Source organism: Thioalkalivibrio sp. ALRh (assembly GCF_000381425.1).
In the GTDB taxonomy this organism is placed as follows: Bacteria; Pseudomonadota; Gammaproteobacteria; order Ectothiorhodospirales; family Ectothiorhodospiraceae; genus Thioalkalivibrio.
Window position 1 is genome coordinate 156,438 of sequence record NZ_KB906520.1, and the last position, 18,891, is coordinate 175,328.

Below are 18,891 nucleotides of genomic sequence, written 5' to 3' on the forward strand. Positions count from 1 at the left end.
GCACCACTCCGCAACCCGTACGATTCGGCATGCTACCAAGCCACTCGCAAGGGGGACAGCCAGACGCACACCCATGAGCGACTGGCACCCACCAGTGACCGGGGAATGAACTCACCAGTCTCACGGGAATCAATTTTTAAAGAGGGACAGGCTGACAAAACTCATTCCAGCAAGGAACGCGCATGGAGCAGCTTTCGGAGTTTGACCGACCCTGGCGTCCCGAATCCTGGCTCGGGGTAACCGGCGCCTGGCGCCTGACCGGCGTGGGCCTGGTCCTGATCCTGATGGCCGGCATCACACTGCTGGTCTATCAGACTGGCGGCACCAGCACGGCCTATCTCAACTTCATCCTGATCCCGGTACTGCTGGGCGCCGCCCTGATGGGCCTGTGGGGCGGACTGGCCTTCGGCCTGCTCGCCGGGCTTCTGCTGGGGCCTCTCATGCCCCTGAACGTGGACGAAGGTATTGCACAGCCGACCCTCAACTGGGCAACGCGGGCAGGGATCTATCTGGTGCTGGGCGGGTTCAGCGGCTGGCTGTTCTCCCAGCTGCGCCAGCACGCAGCGCGGCTGTTCGATCAGGCCTACCACAACCCCGTGACCGGCCTGCCCAATCGCGAGTCACTGGAACAGCATATCCGCCATTTGATGGCCCAGGCGGAGGGCTCGGAGCAGCCCGCGACCCGGGTATTCGTGATCAGCCTGCAAATGGACAATTATGCGGACACGATCAGCGCCCTGGGCTTCGCCGCGGAGAGACCCCTGCTGATGGGGATTGCCGAACGACTTCAGGCCGTCGCCGGGAGTCCGGACACGCTCGTCTACCATATCCACGACGACCACTTCGCCCTGCTGCTGCCCCACCGCAGCCGCCAGGAGTGCCTGGCCACCACACAGGAGGCCGTGGAAGAGTTGCAGGCGCCGTTCGAGGTGCTCGGGCTGCCGGTTTACGTCGGGGCCCACGCCGGGGTGTCCTCTTTTCCGTTCCACGAACAGGACGACCCGCAAAGCCTGCTGACCAAGGCCTGGATGGCGATGCACGAGGCCAGTCAGTCGGGCCGGCGCTACCGCACCTACGACCGACGCAGCAACGACGCCGGCCGCCAGACCGTGGAGCTTCTGGGCGAGCTGCAAAGCGCCCTGGAGGACGACCAGTTCCAGCTGTACTACCAGCCCAAGGTCACCCTGCGGCGTGACGAATTGTGCGGCTTCGAGGCCCTGTTACGCTGGCAGCACCCGCACCGAGGACAGGTACCGCCGGACCGGTTCATTGCACAAGCCGAACGCACCGGGCTCATCCACGCCCTGACGCTCAAGGTGCTGGACCTGGCGATCGCCGACCTCCTCGTGCTGCGCGAGCAAGGCATCCAGGCCCCGGTCAGTATCAATGTCTCGGCGCGCAACTTCCTCGATCCCGACTTTGCACAAACCATTATCGAGCGCATAGAAGCCGCCGGTCTCCCGCCCTGCGCGCTGGAAATCGAGTTCACCGAGACGGCCCTGATGGCCGATCCTGATCAAGTCATCGAGGCCCTGCGGCGTCTGACAGAGCGCGGGCTCGCACTCTCCATCGACGACTTCGGCACCGGATATTCCTCTCTTGCCTACCTGAGGCGACTCCCGGTGACGACCCTCAAGGTCGATCAAACCTTCGTCTCCCACATGGCCACTCAGAGGGTGGACGAGCAGATCACCCGCGCGGCCGTGGGCCTCGCACACGACCTTGGCCTGAAGGTGATTGCCGAAGGCGCGGAAGACAGCCAGACCCTCGCCATGCTGCGCGAACTGGGCTGCGACGCCGTCCAGGGCTTCGGGGTCGCCCGCCCCATGCCCTTCGGCGAGGCACTGCAATGGGCACGCCATCAGACGGTCGAGCCCTCGTTGCGGCGCGAGTGCGCACTGGAGCAGGACGATCCGTGATGATCTTGCGCCCGGCCGCCGACTGGGCTAAGATCCGCCGTCTTTTGCTAGACCCAATTTCCGGAGTCCCCGAGATGGCCCGAGTATGTCAGGTGACCGGCAAGCGCCCGGCGACTGGTAACAACGTATCCCACGCCCACCGCAAGACGCGGCGGCGTTTCCTGCCCAATCTGCACACCCACCGCTTCTGGGTGGAGAGCGAGAACCGCTTCGTGCGGCTGCGCGTGAGCAGCAAGGGCATGCGGATCATCGACAAGCTGGGCATCGATGCGGTGCTCGCGGACTGCCGCGCACGCGGCGAAAAGGTGTAAGGAGCTACCCATGGCAGCGAAGAGCGCACGCGACAAGATCCGCCTGGTGTCCTCCGCCGGCACCGGTCACTTCTACACCACGTCGAAGAACAAGCGGAACATGCCCGAAAAGATGGAGATCAAGAAGTTCGATCCCGTCATCCGCAAGCACGTGATGTACAAGGAAGCCAAGATCAAGTAGTCCCTGCCCGGCGCGAGAGCGCCTGATGGCAGAGCTATAAGCCCGGCTTGGCCGGGCTTTTTTATTTCCTGTGGCCTCGAAACGGCGCATCATCGAGGTTACACCTCACGGGGGAACCGATCCCCCCGGCACCTCACTGTTGCGACGCTGTCTCGGCCCAGCGCATCATCATGCGTCCCCACTGATGGGCGGTTGACGGATCCAGTTCGATCTTGGTGTAACGGCCGCCATCGCGGATAATAACTCTCAGGAGAGGGACTCCCGAGTCGTGCAGGATCTGCCGCAACTCCACGACCTCACCAAACGGCGCATCAATCGACTCCATGATGTGTTCGCTCTCTCCCGGGCCGGCCACGCGCAGATCGGGCCGCCTCGTTCATCAACTGGCAAAGCGCAAGCATGCACCCTATTTTTGTCGGCCGGCAACCCATCTTCGATGCGCACGAGCACCTGGTCGGCTTCGAACTCCTGTTTCGCGCCGGCCACCGTCGCGAAGCGGCGGTGACCAATGGCGACGAGGCCACCTCGGACCTGCTGCGAAGCGCGTTCGTGGATATCGGCCTGCCCCATCTTGTCGGTCCGCATCTGGCCTTCGTCAACCTGACGCGGTCCTTTCTCGACGACGACATCATTACCAGCCTGCCGCCCGAACAGGTGGTCCTGGAGATCCTCGAGGACATCGAGATCGATTCCGAGGTCGTCGCCGCGGTACAAAGGCTGAAGCAACGCGGTTTTCGCATCGCGCTGGATGACTACCAGTTTCAGGTCCACCACTCGCCGCTGGTGGCACTGGCAGACATCGTCAAGCTCGATGTGCTGGTTTTGTCCACCGAGGCACTGGCGCGCGAGGTCGAGACGCTGCGCGCATTCGGCGTAGAGCTGCTGGCAGAGAAGGTCGAAACCGCCGAGTGCTACCACCACTGCCAGCAACTGGGTTTTCGCTACTTCCAGGGCTACCACCTGTCACACCCGCACGTGATCGAAGGCCAGCGCCTGGAGAGCCTGGAAGTCGCGCTGTTGAAGCTGCTGAAGACACTGCAGGACCGCGATCCCGAACCGTCGGAACTGGAACGTCTCATTGGCGCTGAACCCGATCTGGCCGCCCAGATCCTGCGCATCGCCAACAGCCCCGCGTACCGCGCGGAACAGCCCACGGTCGATCTGGCTTCGGCGATCGAGCGTCTGGGACAGGGGCGAATCCGCCGCATCGGGATGCTGCTGGTGCTCAACAATGCGGCCGGACCCTCGGCCGCGGTCGAACAGGTCATGATCCGCGCCCGCATGGGGATGCTGCTCGCCCGGGCGTGCAACCTGACAGCCCCGGAGTGCGAGTGCCACTTCTCGCTGGGGATGCTCTCGGGATTGGACCGCGTACTGGGCATCCCGCTGCGTCGCATCCTGAACGAACTGCATCTGGTGCCAGAGACGGAACAGGCGCTGATCGAACACAAAGGCCCGCTCGCCCCCTGGCTGGAGACCATCGAGGCGTTCGAGGGACCGGCAAACCCGCCCCCCGCCGGCGAATCCCCGGTGGCGCCACAGGTTGCCAGCCGGCTCTACCTGGAATCGGTACGCTGGACCGAGGACATACTCGACGCGCTGTCCAGGACCTGACTGATGGCACCCCACCTGTACAACCGACTCGTCTCGCCCGGGACGACGCTCCAGGACGGCCTCCACGTGCGACTGGATGCCCCCGTGGGGATCCAGGCCGGGGCCGGCCGGATCGAGGTCGCCCCCGGCCTCGAGGCCCTGGCCCCGGATCTCTATATCGAGAGCTGGTGTGGAAACGGCCCAGCACGTTCCACGAACGCCACGCCCCTGCATCTGCTGGAGTTCGATGATGTTCTGTTCGCCGCCTGGCAGGGCCCGGACCGACCTTTGCGCGAACAAACCGAGCAGGCCTACCGCCAGCTCCTGAACGCCTGCAGGGAACGCGGCTTCGAGCACCCGGCACGCATCTGGAACTATTTTTCCGACATCCACGGTGACGAACAGGGCCAGGAACGCTACCAGGCCTTCTGTATCGGGCGCGCCGAGGCGCTGGGGGCGCTCGAAGTCCCGCTGGGCAGCATGCCTGCAGCCACCGCAATCGGCACCCGGCAACCGGGCCTGTTCGTCTACCTGCTTGCCACCCGTGCCCCGGCCCGTGCGATCGAAAATCCGCGCCAGGTCAGCGCCTACCACTACCCCGAACGCTACAGCCCGAGAAGCCCGGCCTTCGCGCGCGCCACGCTGCTGCTGACCGCGACCGGGCCCATGCTGATGGTCTCCGGCACGGCCAGTATCGTCGGTCACGAAAGCCGCCACCCGGACGATGTGGTGGCCCAGGCGCGCGAGACGGTAACCAACCTCCAGGCCCTGCACGACACGGCAGGGCGCGAACTCCCCGGCCCCGCGTGGTTGCGGGTCTACCTGCGGCGTCCCAAAGATCGCACCGCCGTTGCAGGGGTGATCGCCGACCACTACAAGGCAATGAAGCCGGGCCCCGTCATCCAGTGGGCCCGGGGCGACATCTGCCGGCCAGAACTCCTGCTGGAAATCGAGGGCGTTCATGCCTGAGCTCCCCGAGGTCGAGACCACCCGGCGGGGCCTGTCACCTCTTCTTGAAGGCCAGACCATCGAACGGCTCGAGGTACGCAATGGACGCCTGCGCTGGCCGGTGCCGGAGGAGCTGCCCGGGCGTCTGGCCGGGGCCCGCATCACGACATTGGCGCGACGAGCCAAATACCTGCTGCTGGACACCGACCGTGGCGGGGCACTATTGCATCTCGGTATGTCCGGCTCGCTGCGCCACTGCACGCCCGACGTCCCGCTGCGCACGCACGATCACCTGATCCTGCATCTGACGAATGGCTCGCAGGTGCGCTTTCACGATCCTCGCCGCTTCGGGTGCTGTCTGCCGCTGCCGGAGACCGGTGAGGTGCACCCTCTGCTGGCCGCCCTGGGGCCGGAACCACTCGATGCCACATTCAACGGCGACTACCTGTTCCACCGCAGCCGCGGGCGCCGGGGCCCGGTCAAGGCCTTCATCATGGATCAGGATATCGTGGTCGGGGTGGGCAACATCTATGCGACCGAGGCGCTCTTCCTGGCCGGGATCCGTCCGGGGCGGGCCGCCGGGCGCGTAACCCGGGCGGAATACGAACGACTGGCCGGATTCATCCGCACGGTGCTGGGCGCGGCGATCGAACAGGGCGGCACAACCCTGCGCGACTTCCTGCGCGAGGACGGGACACACGGGTATTTTCGCCAATCACTGCGGGTCTACGGGCGCGCCGGAGAGCCGTGCCTGGAGTGTGCGACACCGCTGCGCAACCGGCGCATCGGGCAGCGCACCTCGGCGTACTGCCCGACCTGCCAACGGTAGCGAGCCGCACACGCCCGGGAAACGCTAACTAGCCGCGCTGACGCGCGATCCGCAGCACATCCGGAAGACGCCGCAGGCCGCGCATGATCTGGGCCAGGTGCTGACGATCACTGACGGTCAACAGGAAGGTCATCGCGGTGGAGTGGCCATCCTGCTCGTTGAACGAGATGTGCTCGATATTCGAGCCGTGATCGGCGATCACGGCCGCCATGTCGGCCAACGCACCGCGCCGGTTGGCGGTGCGGGTGCGCACCGCCGCGGTGAATTGCAGTTCCGGCTCGTGCGACCACTCCAGCGCGATCGTCTTGTCCGCCCGGTCGCGGCTCTCGTGCAGCACGTTGCGGCAGCTCTCCCGGTGCACGACCAGCCCACGCCCCGCGCTCAACTGGCCGATAATCGGGTCACCCGGGATCGGGTGGCAGCAGCGGGCGTAGTTCAGCACCAGACCCTCGGTACCCTTGACCGCCAGGGTAGTCTGAGTCGTGTTGTCGGCGTCCGCGCTTTCCTTGCCCACCATCTGGCGGGCCACCAGCGAGGCCATGCGGTTGCCCAGCCCAATATCCACCAGCAGGCTGTCCAGGTCCTGTAGCTGCATCGCGTCCAGCAGCTGATCCAGACGCGCCGGCGAGATCTGCTTGAGCGTAGCGTCCAGCGCGCTCAGGGCCTTCTCCAACAGGCGCTCGCCGAGGGCACGGGCCTCATCCGACTGCATCGACTTCAGGCAATGCCGAATACCAGAGCGGGCCTTTCCTGTGACGACGAAGGACAGCCAGGCAGGGTTGGGGCGCGCGCCAGGCGCGGTGACAATCTCGACCGTCTGTCCACTCTGAAGGCGTACCGAAAGCGGCGCCAGCTGGCGATCGATCTTCGCGGCCACGCAGCGGTTGCCGACATCGGAATGCACCGCATATGCGAAGTCGATCGGGGTCGCATCGCGCGGTAGAACCAAGATGTCGCCCCCGGGGGTGAAGGTGTAGACCTCGTCCGGGAACAGATCGACCTTCACGTTCTCCAGGAACTCAATGGAGTTGCCGACGCTGTTCTGGATCTCCAGCACATCCTTAAGCCACTCGCGGGCCCGGCTCTGCGCGGTTCGCGCGGACTCGCCCCCGGCCTTGTACTGCCAGTGCGCGGCGATCCCGCTCTCGGCCACGCGATCCATCTCGGTGGAGCGGATCTGCACCTCGATCGGGATGGCCTGCGGCCCGAACAGGATGGTATGCAGCGACTGGTAGCCGTTCGACTTGGGGATCGCGATGTAGTCCTTGAAGCGCCCCGGCACCGGCTTGTAGAGGTTGTGCACCACGCCCAGCGAGCGATAGCAGGTGTCAACATCGTCGACGATGATGCGGATGGCGAAGACGTCGAACACCTCCTCGAACGAGTGGTGCTTGTCGCGCATCTTGCGATAGATGCTGTACAGGCTCTTTTCGCGCCCGGAGATGCGCCCGACGATCCCCGCCGCCTCCATGCGCGAGCAGATGGCCTGCTCGATGTTCTTCATCGGCTCGCGCCGGTTGCCCCCGGCCCGCTGCACGGCGCGCTCCAGCACGGCGGCGCGCCAGGGATGCTTGGCGGAAAAGCCGAGCTGCTCCAGCTCGCGGCGGATCGCGTTCATCCCCAGGCGCTGGGCGATCGGCGCGTAGATCTCCAGGGTTTCCTTGGCGATGCGGCGGCGCTTGTCCGGGCGCATCACGCCCAGGGTGCGCATATTGTGCAGGCGGTCGGCCAGCTTGATCAGGATCACCCGGATGTCGCGGGTGATCGCCAGCATCATCTTGCGGAAGTTCTCCGCCTGCGCCTCGGCCTTGGACTGGAACTGCAGGTGGGTCAGCTTGGAGACGCCGTCCACCAGCTCGGCCACCTCCTCGCCGAATTCGGCGTGGATACGGTCCTTGCTGGTGGCGGTGTCCTCCATGACGTCATGGAGGATCGCGGCGCAGATGGCCTTGTGGTCCATCCGCATCTCGGCCATGGTCCGGGCCACGGCCAGCGGGTGGTAGATATACGGCTCGCCGGTCTTGCGGGTCTGGCCTTCGTGGGCCTCCGCGCCCAGCAGATAGGCGCGATAGACCTCCTCGACTTCGTCCGGCTCGAGATAGGACTCGAGCTCGGAACACAGATCGCTGATCAGGAATCGGGTCGAGTCACCGGGAACCGGCGATGCGGCCCCGGGCGCGGCTGGCTGCCCAGCGGCCATGAGTTATCGACCCCTAGCGTTCGTCGGCTTCCAGCTGCTCCAGATGGCGGATCGTGCTGAAGTCCAGCATCTGGTTCTGGGGCCGTTCATCGTGCTCGTCGAACACCTCGGTGCCGACCAGCCCCTCGGCGATCTCGCGCAGGGCGATGACCGTGGGCTTGTCGTTGTCCTCGGATACACGGGGCTCCTTGCCGTGTGCGATGTGACGGGCCCGGCGGGCCGCCATCAGCACCAGTTCGAAGCGATTGTCCACTTTTTCGAGGCAGTCCTCGACGGTGACGCGTGCCATGGGTACTCCGGTTATGAGTCGTTAATACTGCATGTTACGCCGTGCCCGGCGTGCTCGCCAACAGATTCCGTATCGTCGATGCGGAGCGTATCTCCTGCTCTACCGTGCGCAGACGGTTGGAACGGAAGATGCTGGCCAGATCACTGACCGCCCGCTCGAAATCCGAGTTGACGACCGTGTAGTCATATTCGCGGAAATGCGTGCAATCAGACTCCGCGTCGCGCAGGCGCCGCTGGATAACCTCTTCGCTGTCCTGCCCGCGTCCGCGCAGGCGGCGTTCCAGCTCGTCGCGCGACGGCGGCAGAATGAAGATCGAATGCGCATCCGGCACCGCCGCACGCACCTGACGCGCACCCTGCCAGTCGATCTCCAGGATCACGTCCATGCCGGCATCCAGGCGCTCTTCGACGCTGGCGCGTGCGGTGCCATAGAAGTTGTCGAACACCTTCGCGTGTTCCAGCAGCTGGCCGTCCTCGATCATGCCGAGGAATTCCTCGGCCGAGACGAAGTGATAGTGCTCGCCGTCAACCTCGCCAGCGCGCGGCTTGCGCGTCGTATGCGAGACCGAGACCTCGACCTGCTCCACCCGCTCCAGCAAAGCGGCGACCAGGCTGGTCTTGCCTGCGCCCGATGGCGCGGAAACGATGTAGAGGGTGCCGCGAACGGCCTGGGAAGTGGCGGTCATGAACGCGTCCGCAGGAGCAGAACAGGAATGGAATCATCGGCTGGCTGCCGGCCAGATACGACCCGGCACACCAGGGAAATAGAGTTGGTCGGAGTGAAAGGATTCGAACCTTCGACCCCTGCCTCCCGAAGGCAGTGCTCTACCAAGCTGAGCTACACTCCGAACCGAGCCCGCTATTATGCCGAGCCACTCCGGGCGTGTCCATGCCCTCGGCCAACGGAATACGTGATCCGGGCAACGCCCGATGCGCTTGCGCGGCCGCGAGTGCACCGACCCGCGGCCGCGCCCGGTCAGTGATCGCGGCCCACCGCGAAGCGCGCGAGGTCGATCAGGGCCTGGCGGTGTGGCGACTCGGGGAGCACGGACACCGCGGCAATCGCTGCCTCGGTCTCCGCGGCCGCGCGTTCGCGGGCGTAGTCCAGGGCCCCGGTGGCGTGGACAACCTCGAGCACTGCATCCACCTGTTCGCGCCCGCCGTCCTCGATCGCCTGGCGCACAATGGTCTGCTGCTCCGGCGTACCGACCCGGATCGCCTGAATCAGCGGCAGCGTCGGCTTGCCCTCGGCCAGGTCATCGCCCATGCGCTTGCCGGTCACGGCATCGTCGGAGGAGTAGTCGAGCACGTCGTCGATCAGCTGGAAGGCGGTACCCAGATGCATACCATAGCGGGCGAGCGACTCTTCCTCGGCCCGCGGACGCTCGCCCAGGATGGCGCCCAGCTGGCAGGCGGCCTCGAACAGCTTGGCCGTCTTTGACTGGATCACGTTCATGTAGCGCGCCTCGTCGACATCGGCATCGTGGCAGTTCATCAACTGCATCACCTCGCCCTCGGCGATCACGTTGGTCGCGTGGGCCAGGATCTCCATCACCCGCATCGAACCGACCTCGACCATCATTTCGAACGCGCGCGAGTAGAGAAAATCGCCGACCAGCACCGCGGCCTCGTTGCCAAAGATGTGGTTCGCAGTCTCGTTGCCCCGGCGCATCTCGGAGGCATCGACCACGTCGTCATGCAGCAGGGTCGCGGTGTGGATAAATTCCACCACTGCGGCCAGCACCACCGGCTCCTCGCCCTCGACCGCGCAGGCGCGCGCCGACAGGGTCGCCAGCAGGGGCCGCAGGCGCTTGCCCCCGGAGTGGATAATGTAGTGACCCAGCTGGTTGATCAGCACCACCGGCGAACTGAGCCGGTCACGGATGCACTGGTCGACCGCCTGCATGTCGTCTGCAGCCAGCTCTCGGATTGCGTTGATGGACATGCGGGTAGGCGCGCCAGTATGAGGAAGTTGGTAGGCGCTGGCATGCTAGGAAGGCCCCGGTGGGGTGTCAAGCGCGCACCGCCGAATGGCATTGACCCGAACGCGACTCGCTGCTAGCATTTCCGCCCTTTCGCGAGACCGGTCTTCAGTTCCAGACTTTACGGGCCGGTCCACACAGGTATCGCAACGGAGTCCCAGGGAAATGTACGCGATCATCGCAACAGGTGGTAAACAGTACCGCGTCGCCGAAGGTGACGTGATCCGCATCGAAAAGCTTGAGGCCGAAGCCGGCTCCGAGGTCGAGTTCGACCAGGTGCTGATGGTCGGTTCGGGCGACGATGTTCGCGTCGGGGCCCCGCTGGTCGACGGCGGCAAGGTGACCGCGAAGGTCGAGGACCATGGCCGTGCCAAGAAGGTCCACATCATGAAATTCCGGCGCCGCAAGCATTCGCAGAAGCAGATGGGGCACCGCCAGCACTACACCACCGTGCGCATCACCGGCATCGCCGGCTGACGCGCCGGCGCACTTTTTCAGGAGAACGAATCCATGGCACATAAAAAGGCAGGCGGGAGTACCCGCAACGGGCGCGATTCCGAGAGCAAACGCCTGGGCGTAAAGCGCTTTGGCGGCCAGGTCGTGCGCGCCGGCAACATCCTCGTCCGTCAGCGCGGGACGCAGTATCATCCCGGCGAGAACGTGGGTTGTGGCAAGGACCACACGCTGTTCGCGAAGGTGGACGGCCAGGTCGTGTTCAAGGTCGGTGGGCCGAACAACCGGCGCTTTGTGAGCGTGCAGCCGCAGCAGTAAGCGGACACGCCACTGGTAGCGCCAAAAGCCCCGTTCCGCGGGGCTTTTTTATTGTGCGCATCAAGAACGGGAACCAGGAAGAAGCGGCATGAAGTTCATCGACGAGGCAACCATTACCGTGAAGGCCGGCGACGGCGGGAACGGCTGCGTGAGCTTTCGCCGCGAGAAGTTCATCCCGTTTGGCGGGCCGGACGGCGGTGACGGGGGCGATGGCGGCTCTGTGTGGCTGGTCGGCGACGAGGGGCTCAACACCCTGGCCGACTTCCGCTACCAGCGCCGCTTCGACGCCCAGCGTGGCGAGAACGGCATGGGGCGCCAGCGCACCGGTGCCTCCGGCGCGGACCTGGAGATCCCGGTCCCGGTCGGCACCCAGGTCCGTGACGCCGATACCGACGAGGTCCTGGGCGATATCACCCGCGACGGCGAGCGCCTGCTGGTCGCCCAGGGCGGCTTTCACGGGCTCGGCAACACCCGCTACAAGTCCTCTACCAATCAGGCCCCGCGCCAGAGCAAGCCCGGCACGCCGGGCGAGCTGCGAAAGCTGGCGCTTGAGCTGATGGTACTGGCTGACGTGGGGCTCCTGGGCCTGCCGAATGCCGGCAAGTCCACCCTGCTCTCGCGCGCCTCGGCCGCACGCCCGAAGATCGCGGATTACCCGTTCACCACCCTGATCCCGCAGCTGGGCGTGGTGCGCATCGGACCGAACCAGAGTTTCGTGATGGCCGATATCCCCGGCCTGATCGAGGGCGCGGCAGAGGGCGCCGGGCTAGGCACCCGCTTTCTCAAGCACCTGGCGCGCACCCGTTTGCTCCTGCACGTGGTCGACGTGGCCCCGCCCGACCCCGAGGCCGATCCGGTCGCAGACATGCAGACCGCGCTGGGCGAGCTCGAACGCCACAGCGATGAACTGGCCGGCCGTCCGCGCTGGATCGTGCTGAACAAGAAGGAACTGCTGGACGCCGAGGCCCTCGAGACCCTGATCACGAGGGTGCGCGAGGTGGCGGGCGGCGAGCGCCCGGTGTTCACCATCTCCGCCGCCACCGGCGACGGGGTGGACGCGCTGATGCAGGCCGTCATGCGCCACGTCGAAGCGGCCAACCAGGAGCCCGCCACGGCCCCCACGGCGACCGGCGAGGCCGGGGAGGATCACGCGTGAGCACCCGCGCCCTGCGCGAACTCCCGGCCATCCGCCGCGTGGTGGTCAAGATCGGCTCCGCGCTGATCACCGCCGATGGCGCGGGCCTGGATCGCCCGGCGCTGGAATCCTGGGCTCACCAGATCGCCGCGCTGCGGCGCAAGGGGCTGGAGGTCATCCTGGTCTCCAGTGGCGCCGTGGCCGAGGGCATGCGCCGGCTCGGGATGAGCGAGCGCCCGCACCAGCTGCATCGCCTGCAGGCCGCCGCGGCCGTGGGGCAGATGGGTCTGGTGCAGGCCTACGAGCGGGAGTTCGCAAGCCACGACCTGCACGCGGCACAGGTCCTGCTGACGCATGACGACCTCGCCGATCGCTCGCGCTACCTGAATGCCCGTTCGACCATGCAGGCCCTGCTGGAGATGGGGACCATCCCCGTGGTGAACGAGAACGACACGGTCGCCTACGAGGAGATTCGGCTGGGGGACAACGACACCCTGGCGGCCCTGGTCGCCAACCTCGTGGTCGCAGACCTGCTGCTGATCCTGACCGACCAGGACGGCCTGTTCGACCGTGATCCGCGCCAGCACGCCGACGCAGAGCTGATCCACGAGGGCCGCGCCACGGATACCGAACTGCACCGCTTCGTGGCTGCCGATTTCGGGCGCCTGGGGCGCGGCGGCATGGCCACCAAGCTCAAGGCCGCGGAGCGCGCCGCGCGCTCCGGCACGCATACCGTGATCGCCTCCGGGCGCGAGGCCCAGGTGATTGGCCGCGTGCTGAAGAACGAGCGCCTGGGCACCTGGCTAAAGCCCGACCGCGAGCCGCTGGCCGCGCGCAAGCGCTGGCTGGCCGACCAGCTGCATTCGCGCGGCGAACTCCTGCTGGATGCCGGCGCAGCACGCGTACTGCGCGAGTCGGGCCGCAGCCTGCTGCCGGTGGGCGTGGTGGGCCTGCGCGGCGACTTTCGCCGCGGCGAGGTCGTGACCTGCGTCGACCCGGACGGCCGCCCGGTCGCGCGCGGGCTGACCAACTACGCCTCCAGCGAGGTGGAACGCATCCGCGGCCTGCGCGCGGACCATGTCGAGGCGGAGCTTGGCTACCTCCTGGAACCCGAGCTCATTCACCGCGACAATCTCGTTCTCTTGTAGATGCATTGCCCCGGCGATCCCACCGCTCGACGAATGCGGTAAGGTGCCCGCATCCCGAATCACCGACCCGAGCCAAGGAGCCCGCATGTCGCGCGAAATCATCCAGACCGAAAATGCCCCGGCCGCGATCGGCCCCTACTCCCAGGCCGTGCGTGCCGGCGACACCCTGTACCTGTCCGGCCAGATCCCGCTGGACCCGGCCACGATGGAGCTGGTCGACGGCGGCATCGAAGACCAGATCCACCGCGTGTTCGACAACCTGAAGGCCGTGCTGGAGGCCGCCGGTGCGGATTTCTCCGACATCGCCAAGCTGAACATCTTCCTGATCGACCTGACCCACTTCCCGCTGGTCAACAAGATCATGAGCGAGGTCTTCGCCGAGCCGTACCCGGCCCGCGCCGCAATCGGCGTAGCCGCCCTGCCCAAGGGTGCGCAGGTGGAGATGGACGCCATCGCCTGGTGCCCGCGCGGCTGATCCGCGCGCGGCGACCGCGGTGGACCTGCAGGCACCGCTGACGGGGTTCAAGGGCGTCGGCCCCGCAGTGGCCGAGCGTCTGGCCCGCCTGGGCCTGGAACAGGCCCGCGACCTCCTCCTGCACCTGCCGCTGCGCTTCGAGGACCGTACCCGGCTGACCCCGATCCGCGCCCTGCGCCCGGGACTCCCCGCCCTGTTCGAGGGCCGGGTTACCCATGCCGAGGTCGTCCATCGCCGCCGACGCATGCTGGTGGTCACGCTGGAAGAGGACGGCGCGTCCATCCTGCTGCGATTCTTCCATTTCGGCAGTGGTCAGCAACGCCGCCTGAGCCCGGGCACGCGCATTCGCGCCTTTGGCGAGCCCCGCGGTATGCCCGGCGCAATGGAGTGCGTGCACCCGGAACTCCAGGTGGTGGGCACGAAACCGCCCGTGTTGGAGACCCACCTCACTCCGATCTATCCCACCACCGAGGGCATCTCGCAGAAGCTCCTGCGCCAGCTGGTAACCGAGGTCCTGCCGACGACCGGGCAGCTGCCCGACCTGCTCCCGGAGCTGAACCAGCGCCAGCTGCCCGGGCTGCACACGGCCCTGCAGCAGCTGCACCACCCGCCGGCGCGGGCCGAGGCCCTGGATGCACTGGACACCGCCGAGCAGCGCGGGCCCGCACGCACCCGCCTGGCCCTGGAGGAGTTGACCGCCCACCAGCTCGCCCGCATGGAACAAAGCCGCGCCCCGCAGGATACGCGCCGCGCGCCGGTCATCCGCCCCGAGGGCGCACTGTGGCGACAACTGCGCGACCAGCTCCCGTTCGAGCCCACCGGCGCACAGGACCGCGTGATCCACGAGGTGCGCGAGGACCTGGCCCGCCCGGCTCCGATGAACCGGCTGGTGCAAGGCGACGTCGGCTCCGGCAAGACCCTGGTCGCAGTCGCGGCCGCCCTGGCGGCGGTGGAGGCGGGCCATCAGGTGGCATTCATGGCCCCCACCGAGCTGCTCGCCCGTCAGCATGGGCGCAATCTCGCCATGTGGCTGGAACCGCTGGGCGTGTCGGTGGCGTGGCTGGGCGGACGCCAGGGCGCCAGCGAGCGGAGCCAGTTGCTTTCGGAACTGGCCAGTGGTCAGCGCCAGGTCGCGATCGGCACCCACGCCCTGTTCCAGGAGGAGGTCCGCTTCCAGCGCCTGGGGCTGGCGATCATTGACGAACAGCACCGCTTTGGCGTGCACCAGCGCATGGCCCTGCGCGACAAGGGCAACGGCCAGACGCCGCATCAACTGATCATGACCGCGACCCCGATCCCGCGCACCCTGGCCATGGCCCTGTACGCCGATCTGGACAGCTCGGTCATCGACGAGCGTCCACCGGGGCGCACACCCGTGCGCACCGCACTGATCAGCCACGAGCGCCGCGACGAGGTGATCGAGCGCATCCGCGCCGCCTGCGGCTCCGGCACCCAGGCCTACTGGGTATGCCCGCTGGTGGAGGAATCGGAACAACTGGAGGCAGAGTCCGCGGAGGCGACCGCCGAACGCCTGCGCGAAGCGCTGCCGGAGCTGAACATCGGGCTGGCCCATGGGCGCATGAAGGGGCCCGAGCGCGATACGGTGATGGAACGCTTCCGCGCCGGCGCGCTCGATCTGCTGGTCGCGACCACGGTGATCGAGGTCGGCGTGGATGTCCCCAACGCCAGCCTGATGATCATCGAGAACGCCGAACGCATGGGGCTGTCGCAGCTGCACCAGTTGCGTGGACGTGTCGGGCGCGGCAACACCGCCTCCGCCTGCGTGCTGCTCTACCGCCCGCCGCTGGGCGAGACCGCCCGCGAGCGCCTCGAGGCGATGCGCCGCACCGACGACGGCTTCGAGATCGCGGAGGTGGACCTCCGGTTGCGCGGCCCTGGCGAGCTGCTGGGCACACGCCAGACGGGCGACCGCAGCTTCCGCGTGGCCGACTGGTCACGCGATCAGGACCTGCTGGAGGAGGCCACGGAACTGGCCCTGCGCGTGCACGAGGACCGGCCGCGTGCTGCGGCCCTGATCGAGCGCTGGCTGGGCAGCGCCACGCGCTATGCCACCGTCGGCTGAATCCGGGCCGCACGGAACGCCCGTCCCCGTCATCCATCAGACAAGAGAGCAAAGGAGTACTCAATGCCCGTTGAATCACTGTTATTGCTGCTGCTGGTCGGCGGCATCGCCGGCTGGCTCGCGGGTTTGCTGGTCCACGGCGCCGGCCAGGGCATCCTGCTGAACATCGTGATCGGGGTCATTGGGGCGGTGCTGGGTGGCTGGCTGTTCACCCAGCTGGGGGTACCGACGGCCGGCCTGATCGGGACCCTGGTGGCGGCCACCGTCGGGGCGATTCTGCTGCTGGCGCTGCTGCGTCTGATCGCACCACGCAAGTGGTAAACGAACCGCATGGAGGGAGACGCGATGATCCAGATCCTCGGCATTGTCCTGCTGGTCGGTGGCCTGATCGCGGCCATCGTCGGACTGCAGGACAGCTTCGGCCTGCGTGAACGGGCCGCCCGCCTGTTCTTCGGCCGCTTCACCCGGCGCACGCTTGCCCTGCTGATCGGGGGCGTCACCGCCGCGGTCGTGGGGCTTGCCCTACTGCTCTGACTCCCCCGCAGTCATCCCCCAGCGTATGACTTTTCCAATGCTCTCACCCCGAAAAAAGGTTGGCGCATATCGTCCAACCCGGTAGGGTCCGGACCGGGAGCAGGCGGTCACCCCGGGACGGGGGGCACGCCCTGCCCCGACCATAACAAGACCCCGGGGGGACCGCATGACGCACTATTCCACGCGCCGACTGGCGCTCAGTGTGGCCGTCGCCGGCGCCGTGTTCGCCGCGCCGGCCACCCTGCTCGCAGCGGGGTTCTACATCCAGGAACAGGGTGTCACCGGCCTTGGCCGAGCCTATGCCGGCGAGGCCGCCGCCGCCAATGACGCCAGCACCATCTACTTCAACCCGGCCGGCATGACGCGTCTGCAAAGCGGCGAGTTTCAGGCCAACGTGCACCTGCTGATGCCGCGCACACGCATGAGCGACCGGGGCTCCTCGGCCACCGGCGCCTTCGGCGAACAGGCCACCGACGGTGGCAACGGCGGCAACCCGTACGAGCCGACCCCCGTCCCGAACCTCTACTGGGCCGAGCGCTATGGCGAGCGCCTGTGGCTGGGCGTGGGGCTGACCGCACCCTATGGCCTGGCCAACGACTACGACGACGACTTCTTCGGCCGCTACGACTCCACCGAGACCGACCTGAAGGTGATCAACCTGCACCCGTCGATGGCCTTCGAATTGAGCGAGCGCGTCTCCATCGGCGGCGGCCTGGACCTGCACTACGCGAACGCCACGCTGCGCAGCGCCATCCCCTCGCCCGCGGGACCGGATCCGGACACCGATGGCGAATTCAAGCTGGAGGGCGACAGCTGGGATGTCGGTTTCAACCTGGGCCTGCAGGCCGACCTGACCGACGCGACCCGGCTGGGCCTGCACTACCGCCACGGGGTCAGCCAGAACCTGCGTGGCACCGCAACGATCACGCCCCCCGGCCGGGACCGGTGCGGATACCAACACCATGTCCGCGCAGGCCGAACTGAAACTGCCGGATATCGCGAGCGTCGCCCTGTTGCACGAGTTCGATGCCCGCTGGACCGGGCTTGTGCAGTACACCTGGTTTCGCTGGTCGAACTTCGACGAGATCGATGTTCGCGGCAGCGGTGGCGGTTCCATCCAGACCCTGGATCAGAACTATCGCGACAGCTATGCGATCGCCCTGGGCGCAGAATATCAGGCCAACCCGCAGTGGACGCTGCGCGCCGGAATCCAGTACGACCGCACACCGACCCGCGACGGATTTCGCAGCACGCGCACACCGGATGGCGACCGCACCTGGTACACGGTCGGCGCCAGCTACCGCGCCAGCGATCGCTTCAGTTTCGACTTCGGCTATGCCTATATCGACGTTGGCAGCGAGTCGATCGAGCTCGAATCGGAGTTTGCCAATGTCGGGGTAACCACCGAGACTCGCGGGCGCACGCGGGGCGATGTACACGTCCTGTCGGCGGGATTGCGCTACCGCTTCTGATGCCTGCCGGGGCGAGGGATCGCGCCCCGGCCCTTCACGGCTTCACCAGCTCCACCCCGCACGACTCCACCAGCGCGGCACGATCCGCCGCGGCCAGGTCCTCGCGGCCCGCGTTCGCGGGGCCCAGCTCCGCGTGCATGACCGCGGCGGGGTCATCGACGTGCCCGATCCCCAGCGCATGGCCGAGCTCGTGTGCCAGCGTCAGGCGCAGTTCGTCAAAGTCGCTCGCCTTGTAGACCGTGATGCTGCGACGGTTGCCCTGCTGCTGGTAGATCGCCATGTCGAAACCGCTGCCCGCAGCCGCTGTCCGGTTGAACTGATCGACCTGCTCATTGAAGGCGGCGATCTCGCGTTCCAGGTCGCGACCGGCCGCGTTCAGATCCGACCGGCGATCCTCCAGCCCGCGGCGGCGCTCTTCCAGTCGTTCGTGCTCCTCGCGCAGCTCTCGCGCTTCCCGTTCCAGACGCTCGCGGGCCTGCGCACTGCGCTCCCCGCGCCCCGCATTCCAGTCGGCGACCCGGCCTTCGTGCGCACGGCGGCGCTCGTCGAACCCGCGCACACCGCGTTCGTACAGCTCGACGTCGGCGTTCAGCGCCGAGCGATGGCGGTCCAGGCGCTCCCGGGCATCGTCGATATCCGCCTGTGCCTGATCCAGCTGCGCACGCGAGCGCTCCCGCGCCATGGCGCCGGCCTGACGTTCGTCGAACACCAGCCGCACGGCCATCCCTTCACCGTCGCGGGCGGTAAACAGCCGTTCTTCGGTATGGGTCTCCCACATCGCCACCGCGGCATCGAGTGCGCGGCGCACTTCGTCGGGCTCCAGCTCGAAGCGCGGGTCGATCTCGCCCAGATGCATCTCCACCGGAATCGCACAGCCGGGAGCGGCCGGATGCCCGCCGCCCGCCAGGAAATCGCGCGGATCCCCGTCCAGCAGCACGGCGCCGCCCAGCACCACGGCACCCGCACCGCCCAACACCCATAATGGTATGGCCATGCATCCCCTCCGAGACCCCCAACCGCAA

Annotated in this window: 20 protein-coding genes, 1 tRNA gene and 1 pseudogene; 15 read left to right on the forward strand and 7 right to left on the reverse strand. The window is 67.0% G+C overall.

What is annotated here, in order from left to right:
- Positions 1–182 precede the first annotated feature (182 nt).
- The 3 genes from F791_RS0108540 to rpmG all read left to right on the forward strand — a co-directional run bounded on the left by F791_RS0108540 (position 183) and on the right by rpmG (position 2,411).
- The gene (locus F791_RS0108540; protein ID WP_018994091.1) at positions 183–1,919 is read left to right on the forward strand and encodes a bifunctional diguanylate cyclase/phosphodiesterase; all 1,737 of its coding nucleotides are present in this window, start codon (positions 183–185) and stop codon (positions 1,917–1,919) included.
- Between the two features lie 74 nt (positions 1,920–1,993).
- Positions 1,994–2,230: a 50S ribosomal protein L28 gene (gene rpmB, locus F791_RS0108545; protein WP_012983361.1), complete on the forward strand. Its 237-nt coding sequence runs from the start codon at positions 1,994–1,996 to the stop codon at positions 2,228–2,230.
- A gap of 10 nt (positions 2,231–2,240) precedes the next feature.
- The gene (gene rpmG, locus F791_RS0108550; protein WP_012983362.1) at positions 2,241–2,411 is read left to right on the forward strand and encodes a 50S ribosomal protein L33; all 171 of its coding nucleotides are present in this window, start codon (positions 2,241–2,243) and stop codon (positions 2,409–2,411) included.
- 133 nt (positions 2,412–2,544) lie between these two features.
- Here rpmG and F791_RS0108555 read toward each other — a convergent pair whose 3' ends face one another.
- Positions 2,545–2,736: a hypothetical protein gene (locus F791_RS0108555; protein ID WP_026333017.1), complete on the reverse strand. Its 192-nt coding sequence runs from the start codon at positions 2,734–2,736 to the stop codon at positions 2,545–2,547.
- 74 nt (positions 2,737–2,810) lie between these two features.
- Here F791_RS0108555 and F791_RS0108560 point away from each other — a divergent pair, with 74 nt between their 5' ends.
- From F791_RS0108560 to mutM, 3 genes are read left to right on the forward strand one after another with little or no spacing between them, the layout of a single operon-like run.
- Positions 2,811–4,025 (forward strand): EAL and HDOD domain-containing protein, encoded by a 1,215-nt coding sequence (locus F791_RS0108560; protein ID WP_019592459.1) that lies wholly within the window; start codon positions 2,811–2,813, stop codon positions 4,023–4,025.
- A gap of 3 nt (positions 4,026–4,028) precedes the next feature.
- On the forward strand, positions 4,029–4,973 hold the full coding sequence (locus tag F791_RS0108565) for a hypothetical protein (protein ID WP_018138643.1): 945 nt from the start codon (positions 4,029–4,031) through the stop codon (positions 4,971–4,973).
- Positions 4,966–5,781 carry a bifunctional DNA-formamidopyrimidine glycosylase/DNA-(apurinic or apyrimidinic site) lyase gene (mutM, locus tag F791_RS0108570; protein WP_019592460.1) on the forward strand — a complete coding sequence of 272 codons (816 nt, stop codon included), beginning with the start codon at positions 4,966–4,968 and terminating at the stop codon, positions 5,779–5,781. The genes F791_RS0108565 and mutM overlap by 8 nt, the downstream gene beginning before the upstream one ends.
- 28 nt (positions 5,782–5,809) lie before the next feature.
- Here the strand turns inward: mutM and spoT are convergent, their stop codons facing one another.
- The 5 genes from spoT to ispB all read right to left on the reverse strand — a co-directional run bounded on the left by spoT (position 5,810) and on the right by ispB (position 10,214).
- Positions 5,810–7,981 (reverse strand): bifunctional GTP diphosphokinase/guanosine-3',5'-bis pyrophosphate 3'-pyrophosphohydrolase, encoded by a 2,172-nt coding sequence (gene spoT / locus F791_RS0108575; RefSeq protein WP_018649274.1) that lies wholly within the window; start codon positions 7,979–7,981, stop codon positions 5,810–5,812.
- Positions 7,982–7,994: 13 nt separating this feature from the next.
- Positions 7,995–8,270 (reverse strand): DNA-directed RNA polymerase subunit omega, encoded by a 276-nt coding sequence (gene rpoZ, locus F791_RS0108580; RefSeq protein ID WP_017925738.1) that lies wholly within the window; start codon positions 8,268–8,270, stop codon positions 7,995–7,997.
- Between the two features lie 34 nt (positions 8,271–8,304).
- Complete coding sequence (gene gmk / locus F791_RS0108585) at positions 8,305–8,955, reverse strand: guanylate kinase (protein ID WP_018138640.1); 651 nt, start codon at positions 8,953–8,955, stop codon at positions 8,305–8,307.
- 85 nt (positions 8,956–9,040) lie between these two features.
- A tRNA-Pro gene (locus F791_RS0108590) sits at positions 9,041–9,117 on the reverse strand.
- Positions 9,118–9,245: 128 nt separating this feature from the next.
- A complete protein-coding gene (ispB, locus tag F791_RS0108595; RefSeq protein WP_018175413.1) occupies positions 9,246–10,214 on the reverse strand; it encodes an octaprenyl diphosphate synthase in 969 nt (322 codons plus the stop codon).
- 202 nt (positions 10,215–10,416) lie between these two features.
- Here ispB and rplU point away from each other — a divergent pair, with 202 nt between their 5' ends.
- The 9 genes and pseudogenes from rplU to F791_RS13200 all read left to right on the forward strand — a co-directional run bounded on the left by rplU (position 10,417) and on the right by F791_RS13200 (position 17,869).
- Complete coding sequence (gene rplU / locus F791_RS0108600) at positions 10,417–10,728, forward strand: 50S ribosomal protein L21 (protein WP_012983371.1); 312 nt, start codon at positions 10,417–10,419, stop codon at positions 10,726–10,728.
- 33 nt (positions 10,729–10,761) lie between these two features.
- Complete coding sequence (rpmA, locus tag F791_RS0108605) at positions 10,762–11,022, forward strand: 50S ribosomal protein L27 (protein ID WP_012983372.1); 261 nt, start codon at positions 10,762–10,764, stop codon at positions 11,020–11,022.
- 88 nt (positions 11,023–11,110) lie between these two features.
- Complete coding sequence (gene cgtA / locus F791_RS0108610; RefSeq protein WP_018138638.1) at positions 11,111–12,178, forward strand: Obg family GTPase CgtA; 1,068 nt, start codon at positions 11,111–11,113, stop codon at positions 12,176–12,178.
- Positions 12,175–13,305: a glutamate 5-kinase gene (proB, locus tag F791_RS0108615; protein WP_018138637.1), complete on the forward strand. Its 1,131-nt coding sequence runs from the start codon at positions 12,175–12,177 to the stop codon at positions 13,303–13,305. Before cgtA ends, proB begins: the two co-directional genes overlap by 4 nt.
- An 85-nt stretch (positions 13,306–13,390) precedes the next feature.
- Complete coding sequence (locus F791_RS0108620; protein ID WP_019592461.1) at positions 13,391–13,780, forward strand: RidA family protein; 390 nt, start codon at positions 13,391–13,393, stop codon at positions 13,778–13,780.
- Positions 13,734–15,863 (forward strand): ATP-dependent DNA helicase RecG, encoded by a 2,130-nt coding sequence (gene recG / locus F791_RS0108625; RefSeq protein ID WP_081622309.1) that lies wholly within the window; start codon positions 13,734–13,736, stop codon positions 15,861–15,863. Before F791_RS0108620 ends, recG begins: the two co-directional genes overlap by 47 nt.
- Positions 15,864–15,926: 63 nt before the next feature.
- Entirely contained in the window at positions 15,927–16,184 is a 258-nt protein-coding gene (locus F791_RS0108630; protein ID WP_018138634.1) for a GlsB/YeaQ/YmgE family stress response membrane protein, read from the forward strand.
- Between the two features lie 24 nt (positions 16,185–16,208).
- Positions 16,209–16,397 carry a DUF3185 family protein gene (locus F791_RS0108635; RefSeq protein ID WP_026296451.1) on the forward strand — a complete coding sequence of 63 codons (189 nt, stop codon included), beginning with the start codon at positions 16,209–16,211 and terminating at the stop codon, positions 16,395–16,397.
- Positions 16,398–16,563: 166 nt separating this feature from the next.
- Positions 16,564–17,869, forward strand: a pseudogene (locus F791_RS13200) (OmpP1/FadL family transporter).
- Positions 17,870–17,903: 34 nt separating this feature from the next.
- On the opposite strand, the gene F791_RS0108645 reads toward F791_RS13200, so the two are convergent.
- Positions 17,904–18,863 carry a matrixin family metalloprotease gene (locus F791_RS0108645; RefSeq protein WP_038050099.1) on the reverse strand — a complete coding sequence of 320 codons (960 nt, stop codon included), beginning with the start codon at positions 18,861–18,863 and terminating at the stop codon, positions 17,904–17,906.
- Between the last annotated feature and the right edge of the window lie 28 nt (positions 18,864–18,891).

Excerpts from the sequence above, each read along its gene's own strand:
- F791_RS0108540 (WP_018994091.1), top strand. The coding sequence starts at position 183 with ATGGAGCAGCTTTCGGAGTTTGACCGACCCTGGCGTCCCGAATCCTGG.
- rpmB (WP_012983361.1), top strand. The coding sequence starts at position 1,994 with ATGGCCCGAGTATGTCAGGTGACCGGCAAGCGCCCGGCGACTGGTAAC.
- rpmG (WP_012983362.1), top strand. The coding sequence starts at position 2,241 with ATGGCAGCGAAGAGCGCACGCGACAAGATCCGCCTGGTGTCCTCCGCC.
- F791_RS0108555 (WP_026333017.1), bottom strand. The coding sequence starts at position 2,736 with ATGGAGTCGATTGATGCGCCGTTTGGTGAGGTCGTGGAGTTGCGGCAG.
- F791_RS0108560 (WP_019592459.1), top strand. The coding sequence starts at position 2,811 with ATGCACCCTATTTTTGTCGGCCGGCAACCCATCTTCGATGCGCACGAG.
- F791_RS0108565 (WP_018138643.1), top strand. The coding sequence starts at position 4,029 with ATGGCACCCCACCTGTACAACCGACTCGTCTCGCCCGGGACGACGCTC.
- mutM (WP_019592460.1), top strand. The coding sequence starts at position 4,966 with ATGCCTGAGCTCCCCGAGGTCGAGACCACCCGGCGGGGCCTGTCACCT.
- spoT (WP_018649274.1), bottom strand. The coding sequence starts at position 7,981 with ATGGCCGCTGGGCAGCCAGCCGCGCCCGGGGCCGCATCGCCGGTTCCC.
- rpoZ (WP_017925738.1), bottom strand. The coding sequence starts at position 8,270 with ATGGCACGCGTCACCGTCGAGGACTGCCTCGAAAAAGTGGACAATCGC.
- gmk (WP_018138640.1), bottom strand. The coding sequence starts at position 8,955 with ATGACCGCCACTTCCCAGGCCGTTCGCGGCACCCTCTACATCGTTTCC.
- ispB (WP_018175413.1), bottom strand. The coding sequence starts at position 10,214 with ATGTCCATCAACGCAATCCGAGAGCTGGCTGCAGACGACATGCAGGCG.
- rplU (WP_012983371.1), top strand. The coding sequence starts at position 10,417 with ATGTACGCGATCATCGCAACAGGTGGTAAACAGTACCGCGTCGCCGAA.
- rpmA (WP_012983372.1), top strand. The coding sequence starts at position 10,762 with ATGGCACATAAAAAGGCAGGCGGGAGTACCCGCAACGGGCGCGATTCC.
- cgtA (WP_018138638.1), top strand. The coding sequence starts at position 11,111 with ATGAAGTTCATCGACGAGGCAACCATTACCGTGAAGGCCGGCGACGGC.
- F791_RS0108620 (WP_019592461.1), top strand. The coding sequence starts at position 13,391 with ATGTCGCGCGAAATCATCCAGACCGAAAATGCCCCGGCCGCGATCGGC.
- F791_RS0108630 (WP_018138634.1), top strand. The coding sequence starts at position 15,927 with ATGCCCGTTGAATCACTGTTATTGCTGCTGCTGGTCGGCGGCATCGCC.
- F791_RS0108635 (WP_026296451.1), top strand. The coding sequence starts at position 16,209 with ATGATCCAGATCCTCGGCATTGTCCTGCTGGTCGGTGGCCTGATCGCG.
- F791_RS0108645 (WP_038050099.1), bottom strand. The coding sequence starts at position 18,863 with ATGGCCATACCATTATGGGTGTTGGGCGGTGCGGGTGCCGTGGTGCTG.